The sequence below is a fragment of the Nonomuraea sp. NPDC048892 genome (assembly GCF_040649735.1).
Lineage (GTDB): Bacteria > Actinomycetota > Actinomycetes > Streptosporangiales > Streptosporangiaceae > Nonomuraea > Nonomuraea maheshkhaliensis.
Genome location: NZ_JBEZFZ010000021.1, coordinates 51,476 through 76,984 on the forward strand (window position 1 = coordinate 51,476; position 25,509 = coordinate 76,984).

Below are 25,509 nucleotides of genomic sequence, written 5' to 3' on the forward strand. Positions count from 1 at the left end.
TACGGACATGCTTTACATGCTGCTGTTCCATTACGGCGAGGCGACCGAGGAGTCGATCGGGGCCGAGGCGGTCGCCGAGGGCATGCGGGCGATGGCCGCCTACGCCGCCACGCTGGAGCAGGCCGAGATCCTGGTGAGCGGCCAGGTGCTGCAGCCGTCATCCAACTCGACCACGCTCACGCTGGTGGACGGGGAGCCGCGCATCCAGGACGGCCCGTTCGCCGACACGAAGGAGCAGCTCGGGGGCGTGATCGTCATCGACGTCCCGGACCTGGACGCCGCCCTGGAGTGGGCCCGCCAGGCGCCGCCGCTGTCGTGGGGCACCGTCGAGATCCGCCCCGGCGCCGTACACATCGAGTCCGGAACGTGGGTCCCGTCGTCATGACGTACGGGAACGGCCACGCCTCGGAGGACGGCGTCACCCTGACCAGCGACCCGGAATGACCGATGAGCCGACATGACCACCACCGATAAGGAGACGGCCGCGTATGCCGCCGAGCGCGCGGCCCGGACGTCGTACGGCCGCCTGCTCGCCCTGCTGGCCGCACCGACCGGCGACGTCGAACTGGCCGAGGACACCCTGGCACACGCCTTCGAACAGGCCCTGACCACCTGGCCGCGTGACGGCGTACCGGACAATCCCGACGGCTGGCTGTTGACGGTCGCCCGCAACCGGCAGCGTGACCTGTGGAAATCCGCCGCCCACCGCCGCACCCAGCCCCTGGAGGCAGCCACCGGGGCCGACACCGACCAGCCATGGACCGACCCGAACCCGGCCCCGGACCCCAACGCGAACCCGGACCCCAACTCGGACCCGGACCCGGACCTGGACCTGGACGCGGACCGGATCCCGGACCGCCGCCTGGCCCTGCTGTTCGTCTGCGCCCACCCGGCCATCGCCGCCAACGTCCGCACCCCGCTGATGTTGCAGGCGGTCCTCGGCTTCGACTCCGCCCAGATCGCACGCGCCTTCGCCGTACCCGCAGGCGCGATGTCGCAACGCCTGGTCCGGGCCAAGCGCCGAATCAGGGACGCCAAGATCCCCTTCGTCGTCCCCGGCCGCCAGGCGATGCCCGAGCGCCTGCCCCCGGTCCTCGAAGCGGTGTACGGCTGCTACGCGCTGGCCTTCCCCGACCGAGGCGAAGCGTCCTCGCTAGCAGGCGAGGCCCGATACCTGGCCGTCACAACCGCGACCCTGCTAGGCGACGAACCCGAAGCCTGGGCCCTGGCCGCCCTGCTCACCCTGGCCTCGGCCCGCGCCACGAGCCCCAGCGACCACTACCTCCCACTCCACGACCAGAACCCCGACAAATGGGACCACCACCTCATAGCCGAAGGCGAGTCCTACCTCCACCGAGCCACCCGCCCCGGCCAGGCACCCGGCCGCTTCCAACTGGAGGCCGCCATCCAGTCCGTCCACTGCGACCGCGCCCGCACCGGCACCACCGACGACCACGCCCTGTGCACCCTCTACACCGCCCTGGTGGCGATCGCACCCAGCCTGGGCAGCCGAGTGGCCCACGCCGCCGTCATCGGCCGCACCCACTCACCAGAAACGGGCCTGTCACTCCTGGAGTCCTTGCCCGTCGAACGCGAACGTTTCCAGCCCTACCACGCGGCCCGCGCCGACCTCCTCACCCGCCTCGGCCACCACCAGGAAGCAGCTACGGCCTACGCCCAGGCATCCACCCTCACCCCAGACCCAGCCGCCCGAGCCTTCCTCGAAAAACGCGCCCAGGCCGACATCGACTCGGGGTGACGTGCCCGTGCCGCCCGCGTATTACGGCGTCAGGGGCCATTCGAAGTCCGGCGCGTACAAGGCGGGATCCAGCAGCCGACCGGCGGGAATCCTCGCCTGGTACGCACCCGTTCCTTCCACCTCAGGAGCGGCGAGCGTCGCGGGACTTGTCCCGCAGCCGATCGGGGCGCTGGGCGGCCCAGGATCGAGGTCAAGGACCGGTGTCCCAGCGATCGACGAACATGCTGACAGGGTGAAGTTCCTTCAGCCGAGCTAGCTCTGCGGATGTCAGTGAAGTCGCCCCGGGGAATGTGTCGCCCACTTTCCACCCGGCGTGAAGCACCGCATCCTCAAGCGCCTCCAGCGGATTACGGGTAGCGAGCCAGCTGTGAATGAACGACGCGAAGAGTGCGTCTCCGGCACCCGCGGTACTCACAACCCCCCGCGGCGCGACGGCATCCACCTGAATCAGAACACCGTCTGCCAGTCCCATGACGCATCCTCGGCCACCGAGGCCGACCGCGGCGATCGCGCAGCCCGGATAGCGCTCAAAGATCTGCGCCACCCACTGCCTTGGTGAGCAGGGCAATCGTTCGTGGCTGCAGAAGATGATATCGGCGGCCTCCAGCCAGGGCCGGTTGTACGCATCATTCACATCCGTGATCAGATGTACGTCGACCGCGATCGGCACACCTTGTTCGCGTGCGTGTCCGAGAAGAGGACGCACAAACGCGGTATTCGTGAGCACCGCGAGATCAGCCTCATGGACCAGACTGCGAAATACCTCGATGGGGTACTCGATGGCGTTGACCGCAGCCACGTAGGGATGACCGGAGCGTCGCCCATTCGAGGCCACGAGCACGACTCCGAGCGAAGAGCGCGGTGCCGTGACCACACCTGGTCCCCACAATCCGCGGGCCTGTAGTGACGCTCTGATCGCTTCGCCGGCCACGTCCTCCCCGACCAAGGTACAGAGGCGAGCCTCATCCCCGAGGGACCGGAGGGTGTGGGCGATGTGGCCGGCAGCTCCGGACACCTCGGCTCTCATCCACTGCGGAAACCGTTGCGGTGTGTACCGCAGAGGGAATTCCACGACGGGCATCGCCATGTACAGGCTGGTGACACCCGCCACGACTATCGCGTTGCTCATTTGCTCTCCTCGTGGGTGGCACGGTCGGGCGGCTCGATCAGATAGGGAGGAGGAACAGGATCTGGCTGGGGAGGGAAGAGCGGCTGTGGCAGCCGCAAAAGCCGGTAGATCAGGCGACGCATGTTCCGATCGAATTGGTTCGGCGCCGAGGTCAGCCGCGCTACGACCTGGGCGTGCCGTTCCGGATGGTGGCTGGCAGCAGCCCAGCGAAATTGGCCAGGCAATGCCTGGCCAAGCCGCAGTCGGGGTGCCGTTGCCGACAGCAGTCCGGCGGCGGACTTCGGGTCCACATCGCTTCGCGCGTCGCCGACCAGCAGGATGGAGGCACCACAGATCGTGGCGTATACTGCGGCGGAGCCGTGATCGCCCACGACATGGTCGGCGGCAACAAGGGCGCCTCGCCAATCCGCTTCTGGCGGTACGAGTGCGAGCTCATCCCTGAGGCAGTCGGCCAGCCACGTGCGTATCTGCCAAATGCCGTGGCCGAACCAGACATTCGGATGAAGAAGGGCTGCGACGCGGTAGCGGTTTCTCGGCAGTTCAGCCAGCAGCCGCCGAAGCAACTGGGCATGGCGCCCGAAGAGTGACTCTGGCCCCCAGGTGGAGGTCACCACCACCAGCTCCTGATCGTCCGAAACCCGGAGGGCTCGTCGATAGGAGTGGCGCATACATGAACTCGCCACCAACCGGTCGTGGGAGGCATCTCCGATGACTTCAGCTACCGGCAGTGCCTCTGGGCAGCTCTTCGCCAGCCTTCTGCGTTCGGCCTTGTGCGCGAGCACGATGGCGGCCGGGATGACTGCTCCGTCTCTGATCAGCTCCTGGGCGCTCAGTCCGTAGACGCCGCGAGGCGCAGTAGCCCCACCACTCTGTCGGCGGCTGACCAGCTTGTTATAGCCGGCTCCATGAGGCAGGACCACGAGTGGTGCGTGGATGTCCTCGATGCCCCCGTAGGCGGCGCATATGGCGAGGTCGAACTGTTCGCGGACGGCGAGGTGCCACGGCAGTGTCACACCGCCTATTCGCCCCAGTAACTCGGTCACACCATTGTGGAAGACGTCCGGACCTATCGTGAAGACCACCTGAATCCGAAGATCGGCGGCAAGAAGGCGGACAACGTCCAATAGACGTTGTCCGGATGTGACCGTATGAACGACCACCAGCACGGTACGTCGGCTGCGACGTGTCACCCAGCGCGCCGCGTCCGGACCCACCGGTACGCGGCATCCCTCCGAACAGGTCATCGATTTCTGTCCCCCCTGCCATCTACGACGTGGCTTCGCATCGCCGTATTCGCCTGGCCGTAATGCCCCCAACGGCTCAATGTGAGAATCCATCAGATTCCTTGACAAAACCTTGCAACAACCGTGAATAGGAGAAGTCAGGCATCGCGTGACATATGGACCAGTAACCGTGCATGCGCAAAACTGGTGGAGAGGGCCCTTGACCACCGGAAGGACACTCATGGAGTTCCGGCTACTCGGCTCCGTGGAGTTGTGGGTTGATGGACAGGCATGCGAGCTCGGCTCCGCCAAGGAACGGCACGTGTTGGCTGTGCTGCTTCTCGCACCTGGTCAGGCCGTGCCCATCGAGACCTTGATCAGCCGGGTCTGGGATGACGCACCGCCGTCGAAAGCCCGTGAGAGCGTCCACAGCTACATCGCGCGCCTGCGCGGCCGTCTGAACCGCCGACTTGGCGACGCTGCGGCTCGGCTGAGCTCCCGTTCCGGTGCGTACGTACTCGAAATCGACCCTGAAACGGTGGACCTGCATCGTTTTCGCCGACTGAACGCCCAGGCACGGGCGATTGCGGACAGCGGCGCTCCGGAAGACGCCCTGCGACTCCTACGGGCAGCCCGCCGACTGTGGCGTGGCGATCCGCTCTCCGGCTTGTCCGGGGAGTGGGTGACGAAGCTGCGAACGAGCCTGGAGAGCGAACATCGCGCTGCCATGGGCATGCGGCTTGCGCTGGAACTCGACGAGGGCCGTCATGCCGAGTTGGCCGGAGAACTGTACGACCTCGTCCATCAATACCCCTACGACGAATCGTTCGTCGAACATCTGATGGTCGCCCTCTATCGTTGTGGTCGCCAGGGCGAGGCGCTGGAGATCTACCATCGGGCCAGTCACCTCCTCGTGCAAGATCTTGGGACCGAACCTGGCCCCTCGCTGCGCGGGACGTACGAGCGCATACTGCGCGGCGATGCCGATCTGGCCGCCGTTCCAGCTCACCACTCCTCTCGCCTGGGGCCGCTCACGGACAATCTGCCCCGAGACACGCCTGACTTCACCGGGCGGGAAGCCGAGTTGAGTCATCTATACGATGGCTTGGAGCGTTCCTCTACGGCCGTGATGGTCAAGGCCATCGACGGAATGGCCGGCGTCGGAAAGACGGCACTCGCTATCCATGTGGCACATGATCTGGCGGACCGGTATCCGGACGGCCGGTGGTACGTGCATCTCCGTGCCCATGATCCGCACCAACCACCCTTAGAACCTGCCCAAGGACTCGAAGAGCTCCTGCGATTCATGGGAGAGGATCCGCAGCAGATCCCAGAAGAGCTGGAACCACGTGCTGCCCTGTGGCGAGCGCGGTTGGCAAACCGGCGCCTGCTCATTGTGCTCGACGATGCGGCCAGCGCCGATCAGGTGAGGCCTTTTCTGCCAGGAAGGCCGGGCTCTTTGGTGCTGATCACGAGCCGGCGACGACTGTCCGGGCTGGAAGGAGTCCGGCCGCTCTCGCTCGACGCACTCATGCCACGTGAGGCCGCACTGCTTTTTCGTCGCATCGTTGGACAAGAGCGGCGTCTCGATGCGCATGAGGTGAATCGCCTCGTCCAGCTTTGCGGTCATCTGCCTCTTGCAGTGACGATCATGGCGAACAAACTTCGCCACCGGCCGGCTCGAGGCGTCGGTGACCTGGTGGGCAAGTTGTCACGATCCAAAGGCAAGTTGGCCGACATGTACGCGGGAGACAGTGACCTTCTCACTGCGTTCGATCTGTCGTACCAGGAACTGTCACCTGAGAGGCGAAAAGCGTTTCGCCGTCTCGGGCTTCACGTTGGAGCCGACCTCACGATAGGGGCAGCCGCGGCGCTGATCGGATGCGATGCCATCCAAGCGGAGGAGATTCTCGAAGAACTGATCGACCGGCATCTCGTGGAAGAACCTGATTCCGGACGGGTTCGCCTGCATGATCTCCTGCGGGCATACGCCCAGGAGCGTGCTGTTGATGAGGAGCCCTCGGACGAGCCGCGACAAGTCGTCCACCGGCTGCTCGATTTCTACTTGTACACCGCTGACCGAGCTGATCGTGTTCTCTACCCGCACAGGCGCCGCATCGACGTCAGCGTCAGAAATCTGCCCGAACCACCACCCGTGGACGATCCGCGTGCGGCCGCGGAGTGGTTGCGTACGGAGCGAGCCAACGTACTGATGTGTGTGCGCTACTCGGCCGAGCATGGTTTTCTCTCACATGCCATTCAGCTGTCGCTGGCCATCGCGATGTATTTGGAACGGTCGGCGCATTGGGGGGACGCCGCCTACGTGCACGAACTTGCGCGCCGTGCCGGTCAGGACAGCGGCGACAGCGCGGCAGAGGCGAACCTGGAGCTCGAGCTCAGCCTGGTACGAAGCCGCACGGGCCACTACGCAGCGGCCTTTGACCACGCCAGCCGAGGGCTCGCCACCTTCCGAGCGTTGGGCGACCGCCAAGGGGAAGCGAACACGCTGGATCATCTTGCCCGCGTGTCATGGCTCTCGGGGCGCAATCGGGAGGCGCTGAGCTACGCGAAAGAGGCACTTCGGTTGTTCGGCGAGCTCGGTGATCGCTACGGGCAAGGCAATGCGCTCCTCCACGCAGGGATCGCCCTCTCATATCTGGGACGTGCCGATGAGGCGATGAGGTCCTTCGAAGCCTCGCTCGCCATCGTGAACGGCACAGGAGATCTTCCTACGAAGGCCCTGGTCTTGAACAACCTGGGGGAGCTGCATTTCAACCATGGCGATTATCGCATGGCGCTCGGCCTCTTCCGGGATGCGCTCGCCATCCTGCGTGACACGGGCTGGCGTCAGAACGAAGCCGTAGCGCTCAATAACATCGCCAATTGTCTGGAACGTGAGGGACGCCGCGACGAAGCGCTGCATTTCTATCGCGAGGCATTGGCGATCTACCGAATCACTGGCGATCCTCGACACGAATCCGACACGCTCTGCAATATTGGATCGACGTACCTCAACAATAACCTCAACGCCGAGGCTTTGATTCATTTCCAAAAGGCGCTCTCCATCGCACGAGAGATAAAGGACCCGTACGAATCATCACGTGCATTGCAGGGTATCGGCGACAGTGAGCGACGCAGTGGTCAGTACGCCCTTGCCGAGGAGACCTATGCACGGGCGTTGGCCCTCGCTCGTGAGCTTGGCGACCCGTTTCTTGAGGCCAGCTCACTTCTGGGGCTAGGTGAAGCCCTTGTGTGCATGGGTGGAGCACAGGCCGCGGAGCGACACTGGCGCCGCGCACTAACGATCTTCGAAGGGCTTGGAGCGCCAGAAGCGGAATCCTTGAGGTTACGTCTCGACACGTCCAAGACTATGCAGGCATAATTCTCAACGGCAGGGGAAGTGGTCCTTACCAGACGGACCCGGTAAGCTTCCTTTTGCCAAGGTTATCGGCTTTTACTGCCCGAAGGGTGGGAAATGGACCTTTGGACGTGGTTCATAATGATGGGATGACGTAGTTCGTCCCATTTCGCCGGGAGCAGGTCATCGCCTAACGGTGGTGGCCTGCTCTCACGTTGCTTACCATAGCAAAGTCCTCGTTAATCTCCAAATGCGTCAAGTCGTGCCTTTATCCTGAAATATCCGATAGATCCGTCCTGGCCGATTGCTTCCAGTGCGGTCTCATAGATCCGTCTTGCCTCGCCCCTGTTGCCCTCACGCTCAGCCAGACGCCCCAGCCCTTCCAAAGCCGCGGCGCGACCGGCCGACGACCCAAGCTCGGACATCTCCTCGAGTGCGACACGCAGTTCCCGATCCGCATCGTCATAGTTCCCCGAGTCGGCGTGTGCGTAGCCGAGGAAGATTCGGACTCGGGTCCGGTTGTAGGGGTCATCCACGCTCCGCAACAGACGCCGTGCCCGTTCCAGGTGAACGACCGCATCCAAGCCGCGTTCCTGCGTGAGGAGTACGCCGGCGAGATCTATCAAGGCCAACGCCGTCTTTCTGTCGGCGCCCAGTTCGTGGAACGCGGTACTCGCGTCCGTGAGCCGGGAGATGGCTAGATCGAGATCTCCCCGCCCTGCGGCGACCAGTCCGAGCCTGCGCAGAGAGCCGATCTCTCTCTCCCGCTCGCCGAGCCGCCGCCAGATCGCGAGCGCCTCCTCCAATCGCGCGGCGGCCTCGTCATGGCGTCCCAGAGCATTGAGGGTCAGCCCCAATCGGTTCAGCATCTTTCCCTCGGCATACGCGTCGCCGCAAGATCGCGCCGCGGCCAGCCCCGTCTCTTCGACGTCGACCCGTTCCACGTAATGGCCCATGTGGAGAAAGAGAGCCCACATGCTGTCGGCCAACTCCCACGAGGTCGCTTCTCGACCACGTTCGTGAGCCAGAGTGACGGCTGCGCTGAGGTTCATTCGTTCGGCCTCCAGCCACTCCAAGGCGTCTTCCGGCCCACCGAAGTCCGTAACCTCCGCAGGGGGCGGTTCGGCGTCACGAGGAAGATGTGTGCGATACGGCCGCAGCCGCCGTTCCGCGCGCGCCGCGGTGGCGAGATACCAGCCAAGCAAGCGTTGCACAGCGAGGTCCCGCTCCTCGCTCTGATCCTCGGCCTCCGCCAACTGCGTAGCGTGGATGCGGACCAATGTGTGGTGGAAGCGATAGCGGCCGTCGGCTATGTCCGTCAACAGGTTTGCATCAGTCAGCTCCCCTAGCAGTCGCCTCGACTCCGTCTTCGGGATGCCGGCAAGTGCGGCCGCGGCGTCGCCACCGAAGCTGTCTCCCGGAACGAGGCCGAGTAGCCGATACAACCGCGCCGCGTCAGCGCGGAGCGCACGGTAGGAAAGATTCAAAGCCGAGTGCAAAGCCATGTCGTCCCCAATCGTCAACGCCACCAAGGCTTTCTGCTTCTCGGCCAGCGCCGTGACCATCTCGCGGAGGGGCCAGCTCGGACGTGCGGCCAGGCGAGCCGCCGCGAGGCTCAAAGCCAGTGGCAGCCGCATGCACAATTCGACCAGTTCGGCCGCCGCCTCCTGTTGGTGTTCCAGTCGCTCGCCGCCGAGTGCGTCACGTAGAAGGGCCAGACTCGCCTCAGCGTCGAACCGATCGACATAAACGCTGCGTGCCCCCTGCATCAACAGACCGGCTAGTCGGTATCTACTGCTCACCAGCGTGATGCTCGCCGGGGAAGAGGGGAGCAGCGGCCGCACCTGAGCGGCGGTCATCGCATCATCGAGGAGCACGAGGACTCGCTGATCCCTTGTCACTGTCCGGTATAGCGCCGCCCGCTGCGCCAGTTCGCCGGGTATGAGGCCTGTCGGGACGCCAAGAGAGTGGAGGAAGTCGCCCAGAATCGCTCGCGGGGATGCCGGGCCGACGTGAGAATCTCCGCTGAGGTCGGCATACAACTGCCCGTCCGAAAAGTGCGGGCTGATCATGTGCGCCCAGGCAAGGGAGAGAGTGGATTTCCCTACCCCCGCCGGCCCCGTGACCAGCACGGTCAGTGGGGAATCCGACATCTCCTCCCGTAAGCCGTTGAGCTCGGTGATGACGAGCTCACGATCGATCAGTCGCGGCTTTGGTGGCAGCTGGCTCGGCGTGGGAAGTGAATCCTCCCCATGGAGATGCACATCACCGAATACATCTCGCGCCTGCACGAGCGGACCGTGAATCACCCCTGTCACATCATTATGTATGATTTCGGATAGATTTCGGTTGACTCTCACGTCGATTCGCCACCATTCCCCGCTTGGACCAAGGTACTCCTTCGTGCAGCCTCGAGCGTCTCGGGATAAACGTGCATCTCAAACAGCGGTCGAGGTCACGCTGCGCAGCAGTAGCTTGGCGCCTCCAGCGATATCCCTCTGCCCAGACGTCCCAGAGTCTGCGTCAGGTGCTGATCGTTGTCCATAGCTTGAAGCCATCGCGATGCTTGCGTCATATGTCAGTGATCTACGCATACGGATTACACAAGCCTGATCAATGGTAAAGCTGAATCCACTTGAGAGGCTTTATGCTGGAAGGGCATTTACTCTGAAAGGGGAGCGATGGATCCGGACATGGTCCCCACACTGGCAGCGATCGTCTCAGCGATAGTCGGAGGCACCGCAGGAGAAGCCGGCAAGCAGGCTTGGACCTCACTCACCGCCCTTGTGCGGCGACGCTTCGGTGGTGACGACTCTGCCACCGCGATCGTGGAGAGCCCTGCCAAACAGCAGCCGGAGGAGATCGCGCAGGTCTTGGTCGATCGCGCCCACACCGATCCTGAATTCGAACTGACCTTGGCGAAGTGGATGACCGACACGGTTCATCTCATCCGGCACACGCATGTCGTGCATAACAGCATCGGTGGAAGCGCCCACGTCAATGGGCCGGTTGTCCAAGCCGGCGATGTCTTCGGTTCGATCAACTTCGGCAGGTCCTGATGGCCGCGCACGGGCCGGCCACGCCGCCGCCAACCAGTCCAGATCAGATCCGGGAGCCCAAGCGACCCGTGATGAGGGTGTCGGTTCTGCGGTCCCGAGCGATGTGTGGCTAAGGGCTATGCGTTAGACAGCGGGGCCAGATCGACCAGACTGTCTGTTGTCGGATGCCTTGGCCTGCCGTGGAGGCGAGGTCCCCGGGATGACGTCGATGTTCAAGTGCTTCCTGATGAGGTGTTTGAGCTCGGCCCCGTTGATGAGCGTGATTCTGTTGCGCTGCGCGAACTGTTCGCTGGCCCGCCCGAACCAGGAGGTGGTGACCAGGACGCCTGTGGTCGCGTTGTGGTCGGCCATCACACCGGTGAGAGCGTGAACGGCTTCGAGGCCGACGAGGTTCGCCCATCGCTTTGCCTGGATGAGGCAGACGCCACCGAAGAAGAGGTTGTCGCTGGTCGCCACGGCGTCTACACCACCATCCTTGGACGGAATGGTCGTCCAGGCTTCAGCTCCCATGGCCACGAACAGTTCTCTCACGAGGTGCTCGAATTCGGTGGGCGAGAGCTTGAGCAGGTTGCGGCGGGAGTCGAGTCCCGACACGACGTCCATGTCCTCAGAGAACCGGAACCGCTTGAGGTCGAAAGTGATGAACGGCTCAATGGATTCGAGATCGTACGGGTTCGGCGACACCAGGGCGTTGAGACGTTTGAGGCACGCCACCGGATTGACCTCGGCGAGGACGAGGTCCTCGAATTCGGCCCGCTCAGCTTCCACGCTCAGCAAATGGGGGCGAACCTTCTTGCCTGTCGCCTGATCGATGGTGTTGAGGCGGCCGTTGAACACGATCGCTTCGACGAGTTCGCGAGGCGAAGCGGTGAAGATCTCATGCAGTGTACGGAGCGCGACGCAGGCGAGAAGCTTGGCGTATCGCTGCTTCACCTCCGTCTGTGGCCGCGGGACCGGATCGATGGCATCCCGGCTCTTCACGTACTTGTACGCGCGAACCTCCGGCACGACGCCTTGCGGTGGTAGCTCGAGTTCGACGACCAGGTCGTGGTTCTCGGGGCGATACGCCACCTGAAAGATCTTTGGGAAGCCCGTTGGATACGTCGATCGTTCCAAGATCTTCGACGCGAACCACTCCACGGCTTCCGGCCGGCCGGTATTGAAATCCGTACGGATCTGATTCAGCCGGGCGTTGGCCTCCGCGATCTTCTTCTGCTCCTCGGCCACCTGGCGGTCGTAGGCGCTCCGAGCTGCATTCAGCTCGGTCAGGCGCTGTTGTACACGTTGCTGATAGCTGTCAGTCGCTCTGTTGTAGCGTGTGCGTGCCTCGGCCAGAGCTTGCTCGTAGCGGGCCTTGCCCCCGAAGTACTTGCCGAGACCGGCGGGCGGTGATGGCTCGTACGCCGCCCAATCAGGAGCAGTCTCGGAGACGGTCAGGCGGGGCTCTGGCTCGAAGGGCCGTATCGAGCCGGCCACCCGCATCTGATCGAAGGAGAGAGGACGCACCCCGAGCGCCGAGAGCAAGACACGGTCCAGTTCCTCGATGCGCTGAGCAACCGTGGCCGTCTTCCGCTCTGCCGTGGACTGCTGGCGTTCAAGGTGCTGGCGCTGCCGTTCGCGTTCCTGCTCTTTAGCGATCTTCGCAGCTTCCCGGGCTCGCCGTTCGGCCTCGCGACGAAGAGCTGCCTGACGCCTTTCCCATTCGCTGCGACCACCCGCCACCTCGATCAGCCCTCCGCTCTACACGGGACAGCCGGACTCGGGCCCAACACATCGTGGTCGGCTCGTGGTCCACTGTGACGCCCAGATCAGACTAGATCGACGGCTCGTGTTCGTCATGGGTCCGATCAGGTACAGGAGCACACCCGTCGGCTCAGTCGGCATCTTCGCCGGGTGGCAGTGAGCGATCTCGCGTCGGCGGTGGGTCATCAGCCGCACCGCACAGTTCCAGCGCCTCGAGTACGTTGCTCGGCTGCGTCATGTCGGCGCTGCGCTCCAGGAACATCAGCTGCCGCTGTGTCAGCGTACGCACCGCCAAGCGGCCCGCATCCTTGATGACCAGGACCGACCCGACCATCACCACCGCCTGATCGGTGCCGTCGAGCGCCTGGATCAGCGTCGCCGCCGCCTGTGCCTGCTTGCTGTCGTTGTCCGCCTGGACGCTGTGCAGCGCCCGGAGCTCGGCCGCCCGGCGGAGTTCTTCGGCGATCTCCTTGGCGTCCGCGGACATCGCCAGATCCTTGGCCTTCAGCCGGAACCGGCGGAACCATGAGCCTTCCAGCGGCTCGGAACGCGGCGTGACCTCCCAGCCGAACGCCTCGCCGAACTGCCGCAGCGCCTGCTCAACCGCCGGCGCGCTCTCGGCGTCTCCGAGGTAGGCGAAGCCTTCCTGCGTGCCGCGGGGCAACAGGGACTCACGCAAGGCGTCCAGCACCTCGTCGTCCGGCATCATCTCTGTAGCCGGATCGGGCTCTATCTCGTTCCGCCTGACGTCGGCGAGCGCCTGCATGACCAGCGCACGGGAGAACGCGTCCTTCAAGGGGTCGGTTGACGAGCGGTATCCGAAGAAGGCAAGGAATGCCTTCTCCCAGCCGTCCATGAGCGGCATTCTCAGCCGAGGTCCCTCGTACGACTGACGTTCCATCGGCAAGATCTTTTCAAGCTCCCGGCGTTCCGGGTTCAGGGCCGCCAGAGCGTGATCCACGTCAGGTGAAGTCGGCAGCCCGATTTGGCGAGCCATGGCCAGCCAGTCCCCCGCATCGCCCGCCAGGGTCGCGCCTCCACCCGCCTCTCGTGCATCGAGCCAGGCACGCAGGACGAACCGCCAGCCGCCAGGGGTGACCCGCCGGACATCTGACAAGTCGAAGATCAGCCAGCGCTTGGGCTGTTCCAAGCGGTCCTTCAACATGCGGGCCGTTGCCTTCGCGGAGCGGTCGTCGACGACCCCGCGTAGCACGATCACGATCACCTGGGGCGTGGGGTCTACCACGGTTCCTCCTCCGCGAGCAGCCGTCGCCGAGCATGCGCACACTGCATTTGACGCGCCTGACGTCTTAAACGTTCGATGGTCGCCGTTTTGCGATGGACGTACGCACGGTTGCGTGAGGCCGAAGATCCCCGAACACACGATACGCGTGGCCGATCCTACGGAGTCGGGTGAGGGAGATCAGTTCCACACGGTGAACTCGCAACGGTCGTACGGGCGAAAGCCGACGAAGCCCGATCAGCCTCGGAGCTGGCGGGTGATGGAGGGGTCGGTGATGGTGGTGTCGTTCGCCAGCAGGAACGCCTTGCTGAGGATGAGCGCCAGCCGCCCGTCCTCCTCGAACGGCAGGAACAGCCCCGCATGGGGGCCGCGGGCGGAGACGATGCACAGGTAGGCGTCGTTGGGCTCCATCAGGATGTTCGCCGACCCCAGGTGGATCTTGTACGTGCGCAGATCCCCCCGTACCACCAGATGACGATCGGTCAGGGTGCACCGGTCGGCGATGGCCGTGCGGCCGATCAGGCGGGACAGTGCGTCCCTGCGCACCTCCCCGGAGGGCGGCAGGGGCGCGAACGGGCCGGCTTGCCAGTAGTCGCGCATCCGCTCTGACCCCTGACCGATCCACTCCGGGTCGGTCGCGATCGAGGCGACGGCCACGAACAGGTCGATGTCGCGCATGGCCTCGCTGAACACCAGCGGCGGCACCTCCGTCAGCGGCGCGTCGTGCCAGGCCCCGCCGATCATCCGCTGGAAGCGGGCGCGGCCGATCTCGGCGTGTTCGCCGTCGTTCAGGTAGTGCTCCAGCGACGCCCGCCATTCTCCGCTCGCCATGACCCGGTGCGCGTCGGAGTCGTCCTCCCAGTGACCCTGGAACTTGGACTGCCAGCCCCGGTCCTTGAACAGCGCCCGCAGCCGCCGATAGTGCAGCACGTGCCCCTCGAACCGGCTGGACCACTCGCCGGCCGCCTCCTCCGCCGGGGTGAGCAGGTAGATCTCGCGGAAGGCCTGCTTGAACGGCTGGCGCAGCTCCTTGCCCTGCACCAGCTCCCGCCAGCCGCGTACCTCCTCCACGGACGCGCGGGCTGGATGCCAGAGCCGCACCGGCAGGTCGGGCACGTTCAGCCCCAGCTCGGCGCGCCACACGCCGGGGGAGACCTCGAACTCCCAGATCAGCCGCTCGGCGATCGGATGGCCTTCGAGCCGCCGGTACGGCGCGTCCGTGCCGCCGGTGTAGCCGGCCTCCAGCGCCCTGCCCAGGGTCGCCTGCTGCTGCTGGGCCAGCTTGGCCAGCTCGCGCAGCCGCTTGACCTCGTCGGGGTGCTCCCGCCGAACCGCCGCCGGGACCGATTTGAGCTTCTTGTCGCCGTGCCACCACGACAGCTCGACCCCGCCGTCGATCGAGATCACCGCTGTGTGCTCGCCGAGCTCCTGGCGCACGCGCCCGTCGGGAATCCTGAACGCCACCTCCAGCCGCTCGGCCAGGGCCGGCTCCATGCGCTTGAACTTGCGGTCGAGCTGCATCGGCACCCCGCCGTGCCGGGTGATGCGGCGGGCGGTGCGCAGCGCGGAGATCGCCTCGGGCGTCGGAAACTGCTCCGCCGCGCGGGCGATCTCGAACAGCAGCCCCTGCGAGGGCAGCGTCTTGGCCTGGGTGGGGGCCACCGCGATGCCGCGTACGAGCTCGTCCAGCAGCTCGGGCAGCCAGCTCTCGTCGCGGAGGAGCGCCACCCGCACCGCCCTGCCGAGCACCCGCTTCTCGCTGTCGTCGAACGCCTTCTCCGCCCGGTACGGGATCTCGCCCGCGTGGATCGCCGCGACGCGGTCGCGCGCCATCTCCAGCACGGTACGGGTGAAGCCCAGGTATCCGGGCAGCCCGGCGAGCCATTCGGTCAACCCCGGCACCGGCTCGGAGAAACCCGGAGCCTCGCGGAACAGCGCCCGGAGCTCCACGTCCCAGTCGAGCAGCAGGTCCGTCTCGGCGATGGCGATCGGCCCGCAGTCTTCGGCGAGCACGGCGCGCACGTCGGCGTCCATGCCCGCCAGCCCGGCCGCCACCAGCACGGTGGACCGGCCGTACACGTGCCTTCTGGTCTCCTCCAGCAGGAACCCGACCAGTTCGCGGGCCGGCTCGACCAGCCGCTCCCTGGCCGGCCCGTCGAGCGCGTGCGGGGCGGTGGCCACGGTCGCTCCGCTGCCCAGCCCGGCGAAGCCGACGCTCAGGCGGGAGACCTCCGGCCAGTACGTGGGATCGCTCGCGGTGCCGGAGATCAGGTCCAGCAGGCGCTGCGCGAGAGGGGACAGCACGCTCACGTCAGCCACCCACCAGCGGGACGAGCTTGACGAACGACACGACGGGATCGGCGGCCAGGTCGATCCGCACATCCAGGTCCTCGATCTGCCGGTCACCGATCAGCAGCAGGAACCCGTTGCGCGCGAACGCGGACTCGGCGGCGTCGGCCTGCTTCTCCCAGTCGAGCCGGCGCGCGGTGCGTAACCGGTAGCCGTTCAGCTCGGCCTCGGCGTCGGTCGGCTTGACCAGCCCGCGGAAGAGCGCCTTGGGGGCGGCGTTGTGCCGGGCCACCTCCTCGCGCACGCGCAGCCGTACCAGCTCCCTGGCCGAGATCCACTGCGGCAGGCCGGGCACGGAGAACTCCTCCAACGCCCGCCCGGTCGCGGACTCGTCGCGAAACGTCACCGATGCCATCGGCCATCCTTCTGTCGTCGAGATCAGTGGAGATCAGCTACTGGCGTCATCTATAGCAGCGGCGAACGACAGATCTTGCGGTACGGTCCAGCCAACTCCCGCCGGAAGGGGGTCGCCCCCGTGAGGCGACTATCCGCGGTCGTCGCCGTGCTCGTGAGTGCGGTGCCTGCACCCCGGACACACCCAAGGCCGCCCATGGGCGGCACAGGACGCAGATCCCGCTGTGGCCCGAGGGCACGAAGCCGGCCCGGGCCGAGGATGGCCGGCGGGGCATCGAGATTCCCCAGGTCGGGGGAGTTTTCGAGGGTACGTTGATCGAGGCGGGCGGCTCGAACTTTCCGCCCGTTCTGAAGCCGCCCATCCCCAGGATCGCCACGTTCACCGAGCCGCCTGGCGAGTGCACCGCCCATGACGGCTACTTCGTCGTCGACCCGTTCGAGGTCAAACCCGTGATGGGGTGAACTCATCCGCCGCTGTCGGGCGGTGTCAGGAAGTCCTGCAGTTCGCGGTGCCGGAACTGGTACGTCGCGCCGCTGACCCGCAGCAGCCGGGCCTCGCAGGCCCAGTCGAGGAAGGCCCACAAGCGCAGCGGCAGCAGGTGCCGCATGGCCGCCACGGCCAGCCCGATCATCGTGCGGGCCCAGGCGACCGCCCCGAAGGCCAGCCCGAACGTCACCCCGCCGACCAGCGCGCACACCAGCGACTCCACCACACCGGTGTTCATGATGAACACCAGGAACGCGGCCACCCCGCCGGTGAGGCCGAAGGCGAGGCCGATCAGGGGGTTGCGGTGCAGGGCCTCGCGCGGGTGGGCCAGCTCGGCGTCCCTGCTCCAGCCGCCGGTGGCGATCTTGAAGACGACCCCCAGCGCGAACGCGAGGACGAAGGAGCCGGCGACCCCCGCCGCCAGCGGCAGCGGGCCCGCATGGGCCAGGCGCAGCGGCGCGAGCCCGGTGAGCGCGCCGCACAACCCGAAGCCGAGCAGCGTGAACGGCTCCGCGCGGACCACCTCGGAGACGGTCATTCGCTCCGCGCCCCTTCGCCCGGCCGCCGTCAGCCCGATGACCGCCCCGAGCACCAGCCCGCCGGTGCCGCCCGCGGCGACGGCGAAGACGGGACCGAAGATCCTGCCGCCGGTCAGCATGAGCCCGGCCAGGCCGCCGAGCACCCCGACGGGCAGCCCGGCCAGGGCGCCCAGCAGGCCGCCGAGCACCCGCCGCCGCCGGGGCACCTCGCTGCGCCCGCCGGCGGCGGCCGGCCAGGGCGACAGCGACAGTCCGGTGGCGAGGGCCACCCAGCTCGCCATCAGCGTCAGGGTGAGCACCCGCTCGGCCCCGGTCCCGGCCGCGTCGGCCGCCGACCCCGTCCAGAACGCCAGCATCGCGACGCACGCGAAGAGCACGCAGGCCAGGCAGTGCACGATCAGGACGATCCGCCGGCCGCCGATCGGCCACAGCAGGTGCGGCACGATGTCGATCGCCGTCAGCCCCGGCGGCGGCCGGTCAGCCGCGGCTCCCCGCGCGGCCTGCCGGCGCAGGTGGCCGGCCAGCAGCACGAGCCACGACCGCACTTGATCCGGCTGGTACGCGGCTCCGTGCGCGGCGGCACGAGGCGTGAGCACGGTCGCCGCCGGCACGTACGCCTCCAGCAACCTCCTGACGATCCGCGCCGCCCCCTCACCGCTGTCGAGCCCCGGCTCCACCCGCAGCAGTTTGTCCGGATCGGCACCCGACTCCACGGCGGTCACGGTAAGCACCAGCCGCCACGGCGTGGACAGCGCGGCGTGCACGGCCTTGCCCGCCGGCCCGGACAGCGCCTCGTGGACGGCCTCGCGCCGCGCGGCGTGGGGATGCCCGTCCGGCCAGCGGGCCCGCAGGTACGCGCCGATCTGCTGGTCGGTCAGGGAATGCAGCTGGATCTGGGCGGCGTCGTCGAGCCCGGCCCCCGCCTCGCGCAGTTCGGCGTGCCGGTCGGCCCGGCAGGTCACGACGACCGCGCCAGGACGCCGTCCGGACAGGTCGCTGTAGCGGTTGAGCTCGGCCAGCAGCCCGATCGCCCGGCGCGGCCGGCCCCAGCCGGGCTCGGGGTCCAGCTCGTCCAGCCCGTCCACCACCGGCAGCACCCGGCGGTCACGGACGAGCCGCTGCGCGTCCTTGGCCGCCAGCCCGAAGTCCTGCGCGAGCTGCTCGGCCAGCCAGGTCTCGAACGGCCTGCCGAGGGTCCAGCGAGCGGCGTTCAGCCGTACCGGCACCGGTTTGCCCTGGTCGAGGCGGCCGGCGAGCACGGGCTCCAGCAGTTGCAGCACCAGCTCGATCGCCAGCACCGTCTTGCCCGCCCCCGACTCGCCCACGACCAGCAGGCGGCGTGGGCGGAGGCCGTCGAAGAACCGGCCGATCGTGTGCAGATCGTGCGTGGTCTCGCCGGGGTCGCCGTACCGGCTGAAGGAGAGCGCCGCGAGGTTGTAGCCGCCGAGCAGCCCCTTGCGCGCCCGGTCCTCCTCGCGGAGCACCCGGCGGATCAGCAGCTCCACAGCGGGGTCGGGCGTGGCGAGGGCGGGTTCATCGACGAGCACGGGAACGGACGGTTCCGCGAGGGCCGTCCTGGCCGCCCGCCAGCGTTCGAGCTCACCGGGGATCAGCTCGGACGGGTACTCGCAGTAGTGGAAGCACGCGGTCACGAAGGCCCGGACGAAGTCCCAGCGCGGCAGCCGGTCGGTCTGCCGCAGGACGTGCGAGACCGTGCTCTTGGGCAGCGTGTCGACGGTGGCCCCGTCGGCGGCCGTGGTCTGCCCGCCGAGCGAGCGCAGCCGGCTCAGGGACGGCTCGCCCGCCCACTGCTTGAGCCGGACCAGCGCCCCTACGAAGTCCTCGGTGCTGCCCGCCCGGGTGGGGTCCGGCGGCCGGGGACGCTCCTCGATCATCCCTCTCCCGCCCGTACCAGGGACCAGACGAACTCGTCACCGCGCCGTGAGGGCCACCGGCCGTCGCGGCAGCGGCCCTCCAGCGTCTGCACGTGCCGCGACTCCATCAGGAAGTTACGCGCCTCGTCGGCCTCCACCAGATCACGGCCGACCGCGATGGGCACGAACCCGTGGCGCGGGATGTAGACCCAGCGCCCCCGGTCCCAGTCGTAGGGGTCGAACCAGCGGTGCCGTACCGTGCCGGACACGCTCACCTCGGGCCCGTCCCTGGTCAGCACGAACGACCCCTGCGAGCGCAGCAGGCTCATCCTGCTGACGTAGAACAGCTCCGTGCCGATGAAGGCGTTGATCCGCGCGTCCCAGTAGTCGTGCAACCAGCTCGACTCTCCCTCCCGCAACTGCCGGGCGCTCCGCGCGAGCTGCCGTTCGAAGCGGCGCTGGTTCTTGCGCTCGGCCTTCTTGATCACTTTGAACGAGCGCAGCCACCGCTGCGACATCGTCCGCGACGCGCCCGCGCCGTCCATGAAGTGCTCAAGGAAGTCGGACGCGATCGGATGGAAGTCGCGGCCGCCCTCGACGATCGAACGGAACAACGCGACCAGTTCCGGGACCGGCCGGCCTGTCCGCCGCCGTAAGCCGCGCAGGAACATCGTCGTGGTCTCCGTCCTCAGGGTCAGGGACACGTCTGGCGGTACTCCTCCTGGGGCACGAGATTCTCCCACTCCTCGCGGGTGAGGGAGCGCCCCGCGTTGGCGCACGCCGCGGCCACCAGGTCAGGCGGCGTGCGGACGTTCCACAGCCGCGCCGTCCTGTCTCCCGACGCGGTGGCGAGCGTCGTCCCGTCGCGGCTGTAGACGAGGTCGGTCGGGCTCTTGCCGTGGCCTCTCATCGCGGGCCCGAGCCGTCGGTAGGTCAGCAAATCCCAGAGTTGCACGTCGCCGCCGATGAGCCCGGTGGCCAGCACCTTGCTGTCGGGGCTGAAGCCGAGCGCGGTCGCCATGCCGTCGTCGGTGATCAGGCCGATGCCGACCGGGCGGCGGCGCGGCACGTCCCACAGCCGCACGCTGTTGTCGTAGGCGGTCACGGCCAGCCGCTGCCCGTCGGGGCTGAAGGCCAGGTCGTTGACCAGCCCGCCGTGCGCCTTGAACGTCGGGCCGGGCAGCTCCCTGCCGGTGGCGACGTCGAAGAAGCGGATCCGGTCGTCGAAGCCCGCGGTCGCCACGATCCTGTCGTCCGGGCTGAGCGCCATCGCCGTGATGACGTCGGTCGCGTCGCGTACGGTGATGCGCGGCCCGAAGTCCCTGCGGCTCGCGAGGTCCCAGAACACCAGCGACTTGTCCCGCTGGGCGGCGACGAACCGGCCGTCGGAGCTGATCAGGGCGTGGTGCAGCGACTTCTCGTGCGCGATCTCGCGGCGGCTCGCGACGTCCCAGAGCCGGATCCCGTCCAGGCTCTCCGACAGGAGCGTCCGCCCGTCGGGGGTGAACTGGAGCCGGTACGCCGCCGAGGGGCGGGCGGTCACGGGACGCAGCGGCGGGCCGAGGGGGCGCTGGTGGGCCGCGTCCCAGAGCTGGAGGTCGGGGCTCTTCTCGTCGGCGACGCCGGTGACCAGGATCCGCCCGTCCGGGCTCAGCGCGACGGCCCCCGACGCCGGCACATGGGTCCCCTTCTGCTGGAGCGTCCACGGGTCGGCCAGCCGGACCACGCCGTCGCCGCTGGCGGCGGCCAGCAGCGTCCCGTCCGGGCTGAACGTGATGTCGTCGACACCGGAGTAGTTGTCGGCCAGCGCGAACACCTGCCGCCGGCTGGCCGTGTCCCACACCACGGTGCGCCCGCTGTCCCCGCCGGTGGCGATCCTGGTGCCGTCCGGGCTGAAGGCGATCGAGGAGTAGCCGGCGGTGCGGTCGATGAGCCTGCCCCGCTGCTTCCGCGTGGCCACGTCCCACACCCGGCCGGTACGGTCCCAGCTCACGGTGGCCAGCGTCGACCCGTCGGGGCTGATGGCGACGTCCATGACGGGCTGGGCGTGTCCGGTGAAGGGCTCGCCGAGCTGCCGGGACGTGGCGGTGTCCCAGAGCCGCGCGGTTTTGTCCTCCCCGGCGGTGGCCAGGATCTTCCCGTCCCTGCTGTACGCGATCCCCAAAACGGCCTTCTTATGGTCGAACCCCTCGTGCGCCCGGCCCATGGGAGCCCCGTGCGGGCGGTGCGTGGCCACGTCCCACTGCTGGACCACGCCGCTGCTGTCGCCGGTCGCCAGCGTCCTGCCGTCCGGGTTGAACGCGAGCGTCCTGACGACCCCGCCGGCCTTCACCTCGGAGCCCACCTGGCGACGGGTGCGCACGTCGTAGAACAGGACGCTGTCGAGGCACGCGGTGGCCAGCGTCCGGCCGTCGGTGCTCAGGGCCAGCCGCACGCTCGAACACTCGTATTGACCCCGCGTGATCGGGGCGCCCATCTGCCGTCGCGTCGCCGCGTCCCACAGCCGCGCCGTCCCGTCGTCGCTGCCCGTCGCGATGAGCGCGCCGTCGGGGCTGAACGCCACCGCCTTGACGCCGCGTCCGTGCCCGGTCAGGGTCCCTCTGCCGGTACGGGTCGCCGCGGTCAGCACCCGGTTGCGGGCCTCGTTCGTGGGCGCGATCTTCCACGCCGCCACGGCCAGCATCGAGGCCAGGGCGGTGTCGCCGGTGACCTCGCTGTGCAGCGCGAGCTGGCGGGAACTGGCCAGCCCGCGCTGCCGGTTCGCCGCGTCCGCCGCGTTGACGGCGGTGCCGGCCGCGACCAGGGCGATCGCCGACAGCGCCACCAGGCCCGACATGACGAGCCGGCGGCGCCGGGTCACCCGCCGCGCCTCCCGCTCGGAGGCCGCGACGAAGTTCTCCACAGTGGCGCCGGGCGGGGGGAAACTGTCCGGATCGCGCTCCCAGCGGGGCCGGCTGTCCTGGACGGCCAGCAGCCGGGGCCCCCGGTAGAGGAAGGCGGGGTCGCGGTGGTTGTCCGCCCACTGCGCGGCGGCCTCCACCAGCCCGTCGTACACCGACTGCGCGGAGAGATCGGGTTCGAGCCAGCGCCGCAGGGCGGGCCAGGCGGTCAGGAGCGCGTCGTGGGCGATCTCGGCGCTGTCCTCGTGCAGGGTGAGCAGCCGCCGGCCGGCGAACGCGGACAGCAGCGCCGCCGTCCGCTCCCGGTCCTGGGCGTCGTGCGCGGACGCGGCGGCGTGCAACTCGGCCAGCGTCGCCCGGCGCCGGGCCACCCGGCCGCCCGCGGTGATCGTCGTCATCCGCCGGAACACCCTGAGCGCCGCCTTGCGGTCGTCCGGCCGCAGCGCGTCGAGGACCTCGTCGGCCGTACGCCGGACGGAGTCGCGGACCCGGCCGGAGTCCTCGTACCCGCGGACCGTCAGCGTGTCCTTCTCGCGCCGCTCCCAGGTGTTGCGCAGGGCCTGGGAGAGCAGGGGCAGGGCGCCGGCCTCGTACCCGTCGCCGGCCCCCAGCTCCGCCAGGATGATCTCCACCAGCCCCGGTTCGAGCCGCAGGCCCGCCGTGGCCGCCGGGCCGGTGATGGCCAGCCGCAGGTCCGGCTCCGTCATCGGCTCGACGATGACCTGACCGTCCTGGATCGCCGCGGCGAACCGCGGGTAGGCGGCGCAGCGGTCCCAGTAGTCGGCCCGCACTCCGACGATCACCGCGGCGCCGTCCCGGCCCTGCGCCAGGGCGTGCAGCGTCCGTACGAACGCCTGCCGCTCCCGTTCGTCGCTCACCAGGGTGAACAGCTCCTCGAACTGGTCGACCACCAGCACGAACCGCCTGCCGAGCGCGTCACCCGGCGCGTGGCGTAATCGCGAGGCCGTCGTCTCGGCCGTGCCGCCGAACTCCCGCACCCACGCCGCGGCGAGCGTGCCGAACGGATCGGCGCCCGGCGTCACCAGCAGCCGCGGCCAGTCCCGCGACCCTGGCAGCGGCAGCATGCCCTCCGCCAGCGCCGGCATCAGCCCCGCGCGCAGCAGCGACGACTTGCCCACCCCCGAGGCGCCGGAGACGAGCAGCACGGACCCGTGCCCGGCCAGCCAGCCGGCCAGGCGGTCCAGAAGGCCGCGGGTCGCCCGCGTACGGCCGAAGAACAGCTCCGCCTTCGTGCTCTCGAACGGGACCAGACCTTGGTAGGGGCACACGTCGTGAGATCGGCCGCCCCCGCCTCGCTCGCCCATGGCGCTCATTCTGGCCAATCACTCGCACGCCCTCAATCATGTTTGCGCGCGATGCCCGAGTGATCCGCCCCGTCCGATTCCGTCCAATGCCGTCCGAACGGTGGCTTGAACAGGCGGGACACGGTTTCGATGGTCAAGAACGACGGGGGATGCGTCGTGAGACAGGCCGACGATGAGAACGGGGGTGTCGGAGGAATGTATCCCGGTGCCGGGATGTCCTTGGGGGAACTGCTGCGCACGTGGCGCCGGCGGGCGCTGCTGACGCAGGAACAACTCGCCGAACGGGCCGGTCTGAACGTCAGGACGGTGCGCCGGCTGGAGAACGACGGGCTGCTGCGGCCCAGGACCACCTCGGTCCTGCTGCTGGCGCGGGCGCTGGACCTGGACGAGGCCGAACGGGCGGCCCTCAACACGGCCGCCCGCAGCACCACCGGCGCACCCGTCGCCGGCGGTGCGGACACGGGCAGGCCCGTCGTGGCCGACCCGCGACCGTGGACCGTCCCGCGCCAACTGCCCGCCGACGTCGCCGCGCCCGGCGTACGGGAGTGCGAGGCGGCCTTCGTGGCGGCCCGCACCACCCAGCCGGTCGTCTTCGTCACCGGCATGGCCGGGACGGGCAAGACGGTGCTGGCCGTGCACGCCGCCCACCGCCTGGCCCCTCTCTTCCCCGACGGGCAGCTCTTCGTGGACCTGCACGGCCATGCCCAGGGGGCGGCGCCGGTGGAGCCCGGTGACGCGCTCGCCCGCGTGCTCCGCACCCTGGGCGTGCCCGCCGAGCACGTCCCGTGGCACCTCGACGACCGTGCCGCGCTCTACCGCAGCGTCCTGGCCGACCGCAGGCTGCTGATCGTCCTGGACGACGCCGCCGGCGAACACCAGCTCCACCCGCTCCTGCCCGCCACGCCCGGCTGCCGGGTGATCGTCACCAGCCGCCACCGCCTGACCTGCCCCGGCGACGCCCGGATCCTCTCCCTGGACACCCTGCCCCTGACCGAGGCGGTCGCCCTGTTCGTCCGCACCGCCGGCTACGACCTGGACGTCACCACCGGCCGCGCCCCGGACGTCACCTCGGGAGGCGGCGCGGACGCGCCTCCTGACGTGCTGGCCGAGATCGTCCGCCGCTGCGGCCTGCTTCCCCTGGCCATCCGCCTCGCCGCCGCCCGCCTCCAGGCCCACCCGTCATGGAACGCCTGCCACCTGCTCGACCGCCTGACCACCGACCGCCTCGCCGAGCTGGCGGCCGGCCACCAGAGCGTCACCGGCGCACTCAACCGCTCCTACGAACGCCTGCCCCCCGACCAGCGCCGGACCTACCGCCTCCTGGGCTCGGCCCCGCACCCGTCCTTCACCCTCGGCACCGCCGCTGCCCTGCTGAACACGACCACGGACCGGGCGAGCCGCCTGCTGGACCCGCTCCTGGACGCCCATCTCCTCCAGGAGCCGGCCCCCGGCCGCTACCGGCTGCACGACCTGGTCCACGCGCACGCCTCGACCCTGCGGCCACCGCACGGCGTCAGACCCTCCGTCCGCGTCCGCTGCCGCACCGCCTCCTTGACGTAACCGCGAGATCACCGCCTGGAACGGGGGCGCTCATCGTCGCCCCTATGAGTGATCTGCCGACATCCGTGAGTCAAGACCTGTAGGGTCTGCGATCATGAAAAATCACACTCTGACCCTCGGCCGTTCGGCCCTGGCGGCCGCGCTCGCCGGCGGAATCATGCTCGCCGCCGGCACTCCGGCCCTCGCCGAGCAGAAGCTCCTTTTAGGCCCCACGGGCTACGGCTCCGTGAAGCTCGGCATGACCGCGGCCCAGGCCAGGGCGACCGGGAAGATCGTCCGCAAGTCCGTCCGCAACTCCCTGCCGACCTGCACGACGTGGGACCTGAAGCAACAGCGCTACGGAAACGACCGGGCGGGCGTCTTCATCTCGAAGAGGCACGGTGTCGCCGCGATCGCCGCGCCGGGCAACGTACGCACTCCGCAAGGGATCGGCAGAGGCTCGACCATCGCCCAGCTCCGGCGGGCCTATCCCGACTTCAGGATCAACGCGGACGGGCCCATCGCCAGTGTGCCCGGCAACCGGAGGGCGACCTTCGTCTTCCACCTCTCGAAGACGAAGGTGCTGGGCGTGGGCCTCTTCCTCAAGAAGCAGGACTGCTTCAAGTAG

17 protein-coding genes are annotated in these 25,509 nt (G+C 68.2%); 7 read left to right on the forward strand and 10 right to left on the reverse strand.

The window, feature by feature from the left end; translation table 11 throughout:
* Positions 1-7 precede the first annotated feature (7 nt).
* Both AB0C28_RS42480 and AB0C28_RS42485 read left to right on the forward strand, forming a co-directional pair.
* Positions 8-385 (forward strand): YciI family protein, encoded by a 378-nt coding sequence (locus AB0C28_RS42480; RefSeq protein ID WP_358081303.1) that lies wholly within the window; start codon positions 8-10, stop codon positions 383-385.
* A gap of 72 nt (positions 386-457) precedes the next feature.
* The gene (locus AB0C28_RS42485) at positions 458-1,759 is read left to right on the forward strand and encodes a DUF6596 domain-containing protein (RefSeq protein WP_358081307.1); all 1,302 of its coding nucleotides are present in this window, start codon (positions 458-460) and stop codon (positions 1,757-1,759) included.
* Between the two features lie 190 nt (positions 1,760-1,949).
* Here the strand turns inward: AB0C28_RS42485 and AB0C28_RS42490 are convergent, their stop codons facing one another.
* Positions 1,950-2,888 carry a PfkB family carbohydrate kinase gene (locus AB0C28_RS42490; RefSeq protein ID WP_358081310.1) on the reverse strand — a complete coding sequence of 313 codons (939 nt, stop codon included), beginning with the start codon at positions 2,886-2,888 and terminating at the stop codon, positions 1,950-1,952.
* The gene (locus AB0C28_RS42495) at positions 2,885-4,054 is read right to left on the reverse strand and encodes a hypothetical protein (RefSeq protein WP_358081312.1); all 1,170 of its coding nucleotides are present in this window, start codon (positions 4,052-4,054) and stop codon (positions 2,885-2,887) included. The genes AB0C28_RS42490 and AB0C28_RS42495 overlap by 4 nt, the downstream gene beginning before the upstream one ends.
* Before the next feature lie 298 nt (positions 4,055-4,352).
* On the opposite strand from AB0C28_RS42495, the gene AB0C28_RS42500 reads away from it, so the two are divergent.
* Complete coding sequence (locus AB0C28_RS42500; RefSeq protein WP_358081315.1) at positions 4,353-7,493, forward strand: BTAD domain-containing putative transcriptional regulator; 3,141 nt, start codon at positions 4,353-4,355, stop codon at positions 7,491-7,493.
* 215 nt (positions 7,494-7,708) lie between these two features.
* Here the strand turns inward: AB0C28_RS42500 and AB0C28_RS42505 are convergent, their stop codons facing one another.
* Entirely contained in the window at positions 7,709-9,760 is a 2,052-nt protein-coding gene (locus AB0C28_RS42505; RefSeq protein WP_358081318.1) for a tetratricopeptide repeat protein, read from the reverse strand.
* Between the two features lie 390 nt (positions 9,761-10,150).
* Between AB0C28_RS42505 and AB0C28_RS42510 the strand changes: the two genes are divergently transcribed.
* Positions 10,151-10,528 (forward strand): hypothetical protein, encoded by a 378-nt coding sequence (locus AB0C28_RS42510; protein ID WP_358081320.1) that lies wholly within the window; start codon positions 10,151-10,153, stop codon positions 10,526-10,528.
* Positions 10,529-10,651: 123 nt separating this feature from the next.
* Here the strand turns inward: AB0C28_RS42510 and AB0C28_RS42515 are convergent, their stop codons facing one another.
* From AB0C28_RS42515 to AB0C28_RS42530, 4 genes are all read right to left on the reverse strand, one after another.
* Positions 10,652-12,250, reverse strand: coding sequence for a restriction endonuclease (locus AB0C28_RS42515; protein WP_358081323.1), 1,599 nt, complete (start codon positions 12,248-12,250; stop codon positions 10,652-10,654).
* Positions 12,251-12,401: 151 nt separating this feature from the next.
* Positions 12,402-13,517 carry an STAS domain-containing protein gene (locus AB0C28_RS42520; RefSeq protein ID WP_358081325.1) on the reverse strand — a complete coding sequence of 372 codons (1,116 nt, stop codon included), beginning with the start codon at positions 13,515-13,517 and terminating at the stop codon, positions 12,402-12,404.
* A 234-nt stretch (positions 13,518-13,751) separates the two neighbouring features.
* A complete protein-coding gene (locus AB0C28_RS42525) occupies positions 13,752-15,824 on the reverse strand; it encodes a DUF4132 domain-containing protein (protein WP_358081327.1) in 2,073 nt (690 codons plus the stop codon).
* A 1-nt stretch (position 15,825) separates the two neighbouring features.
* On the reverse strand, positions 15,826-16,218 hold the full coding sequence (locus AB0C28_RS42530; protein ID WP_357852774.1) for a hypothetical protein: 393 nt from the start codon (positions 16,216-16,218) through the stop codon (positions 15,826-15,828).
* Positions 16,219-16,529: 311 nt separating this feature from the next.
* On the opposite strand from AB0C28_RS42530, the gene AB0C28_RS42535 reads away from it, so the two are divergent.
* Positions 16,530-16,679, forward strand: coding sequence for a hypothetical protein (locus AB0C28_RS42535; RefSeq protein ID WP_358081330.1), 150 nt, complete (start codon positions 16,530-16,532; stop codon positions 16,677-16,679).
* A gap of 2 nt (positions 16,680-16,681) precedes the next feature.
* On the opposite strand, the gene AB0C28_RS42540 is transcribed toward AB0C28_RS42535, so the two are convergent.
* Genes AB0C28_RS42540 through AB0C28_RS42550 form a run of 3 tightly spaced genes read right to left on the reverse strand, consistent with a single transcriptional unit; the run spans position 16,682 to position 23,342 of the window.
* Positions 16,682-19,138, reverse strand: coding sequence for an NACHT domain-containing protein (locus AB0C28_RS42540; protein ID WP_358081333.1), 2,457 nt, complete (start codon positions 19,136-19,138; stop codon positions 16,682-16,684).
* On the reverse strand, positions 19,135-19,821 hold the full coding sequence (locus AB0C28_RS42545) for a hypothetical protein (protein ID WP_358081336.1): 687 nt from the start codon (positions 19,819-19,821) through the stop codon (positions 19,135-19,137). The genes AB0C28_RS42540 and AB0C28_RS42545 overlap by 4 nt, the downstream gene beginning before the upstream one ends.
* Positions 19,812-23,342 (reverse strand): hypothetical protein, encoded by a 3,531-nt coding sequence (locus AB0C28_RS42550; protein WP_358081339.1) that lies wholly within the window; start codon positions 23,340-23,342, stop codon positions 19,812-19,814. The genes AB0C28_RS42545 and AB0C28_RS42550 overlap by 10 nt, the downstream gene beginning before the upstream one ends.
* A 213-nt stretch (positions 23,343-23,555) precedes the next feature.
* On the opposite strand from AB0C28_RS42550, the gene AB0C28_RS42555 reads away from it, so the two are divergent.
* Together AB0C28_RS42555 and AB0C28_RS42560 are read left to right on the forward strand one after the other, a co-directional pair.
* Positions 23,556-24,902, forward strand: coding sequence for an NB-ARC domain-containing protein (locus tag AB0C28_RS42555; RefSeq protein ID WP_358081342.1), 1,347 nt, complete (start codon positions 23,556-23,558; stop codon positions 24,900-24,902).
* Positions 24,903-24,996: 94 nt separating this feature from the next.
* A complete protein-coding gene (locus tag AB0C28_RS42560; protein WP_357852760.1) occupies positions 24,997-25,509 on the forward strand; it encodes a hypothetical protein in 513 nt (170 codons plus the stop codon).

Coding starts and splice junctions, on each gene's coding strand:
- AB0C28_RS42560 (WP_357852760.1), top strand. CDS start 24,997: ATGAAAAATCACACTCTGACCCTCGGCCGTTCGGCCCTGGCGGCCGCG.
- AB0C28_RS42490 (WP_358081310.1), bottom strand. CDS start 2,888: ATGAGCAACGCGATAGTCGTGGCGGGTGTCACCAGCCTGTACATGGCG.
- AB0C28_RS42550 (WP_358081339.1), bottom strand. CDS start 23,342: ATGGGCGAGCGAGGCGGGGGCGGCCGATCTCACGACGTGTGCCCCTAC.
- AB0C28_RS42510 (WP_358081320.1), top strand. CDS start 10,151: ATGGATCCGGACATGGTCCCCACACTGGCAGCGATCGTCTCAGCGATA.
- AB0C28_RS42555 (WP_358081342.1), top strand. CDS start 23,556: ATGTCCTTGGGGGAACTGCTGCGCACGTGGCGCCGGCGGGCGCTGCTG.
- AB0C28_RS42500 (WP_358081315.1), top strand. CDS start 4,353: ATGGAGTTCCGGCTACTCGGCTCCGTGGAGTTGTGGGTTGATGGACAG.
- AB0C28_RS42485 (WP_358081307.1), top strand. CDS start 458: ATGACCACCACCGATAAGGAGACGGCCGCGTATGCCGCCGAGCGCGCG.
- AB0C28_RS42530 (WP_357852774.1), bottom strand. CDS start 16,218: ATGGCATCGGTGACGTTTCGCGACGAGTCCGCGACCGGGCGGGCGTTG.
- AB0C28_RS42480 (WP_358081303.1), top strand. CDS start 8: ATGCTTTACATGCTGCTGTTCCATTACGGCGAGGCGACCGAGGAGTCG.
- AB0C28_RS42540 (WP_358081333.1), bottom strand. CDS start 19,138: ATGATCGAGGAGCGTCCCCGGCCGCCGGACCCCACCCGGGCGGGCAGC.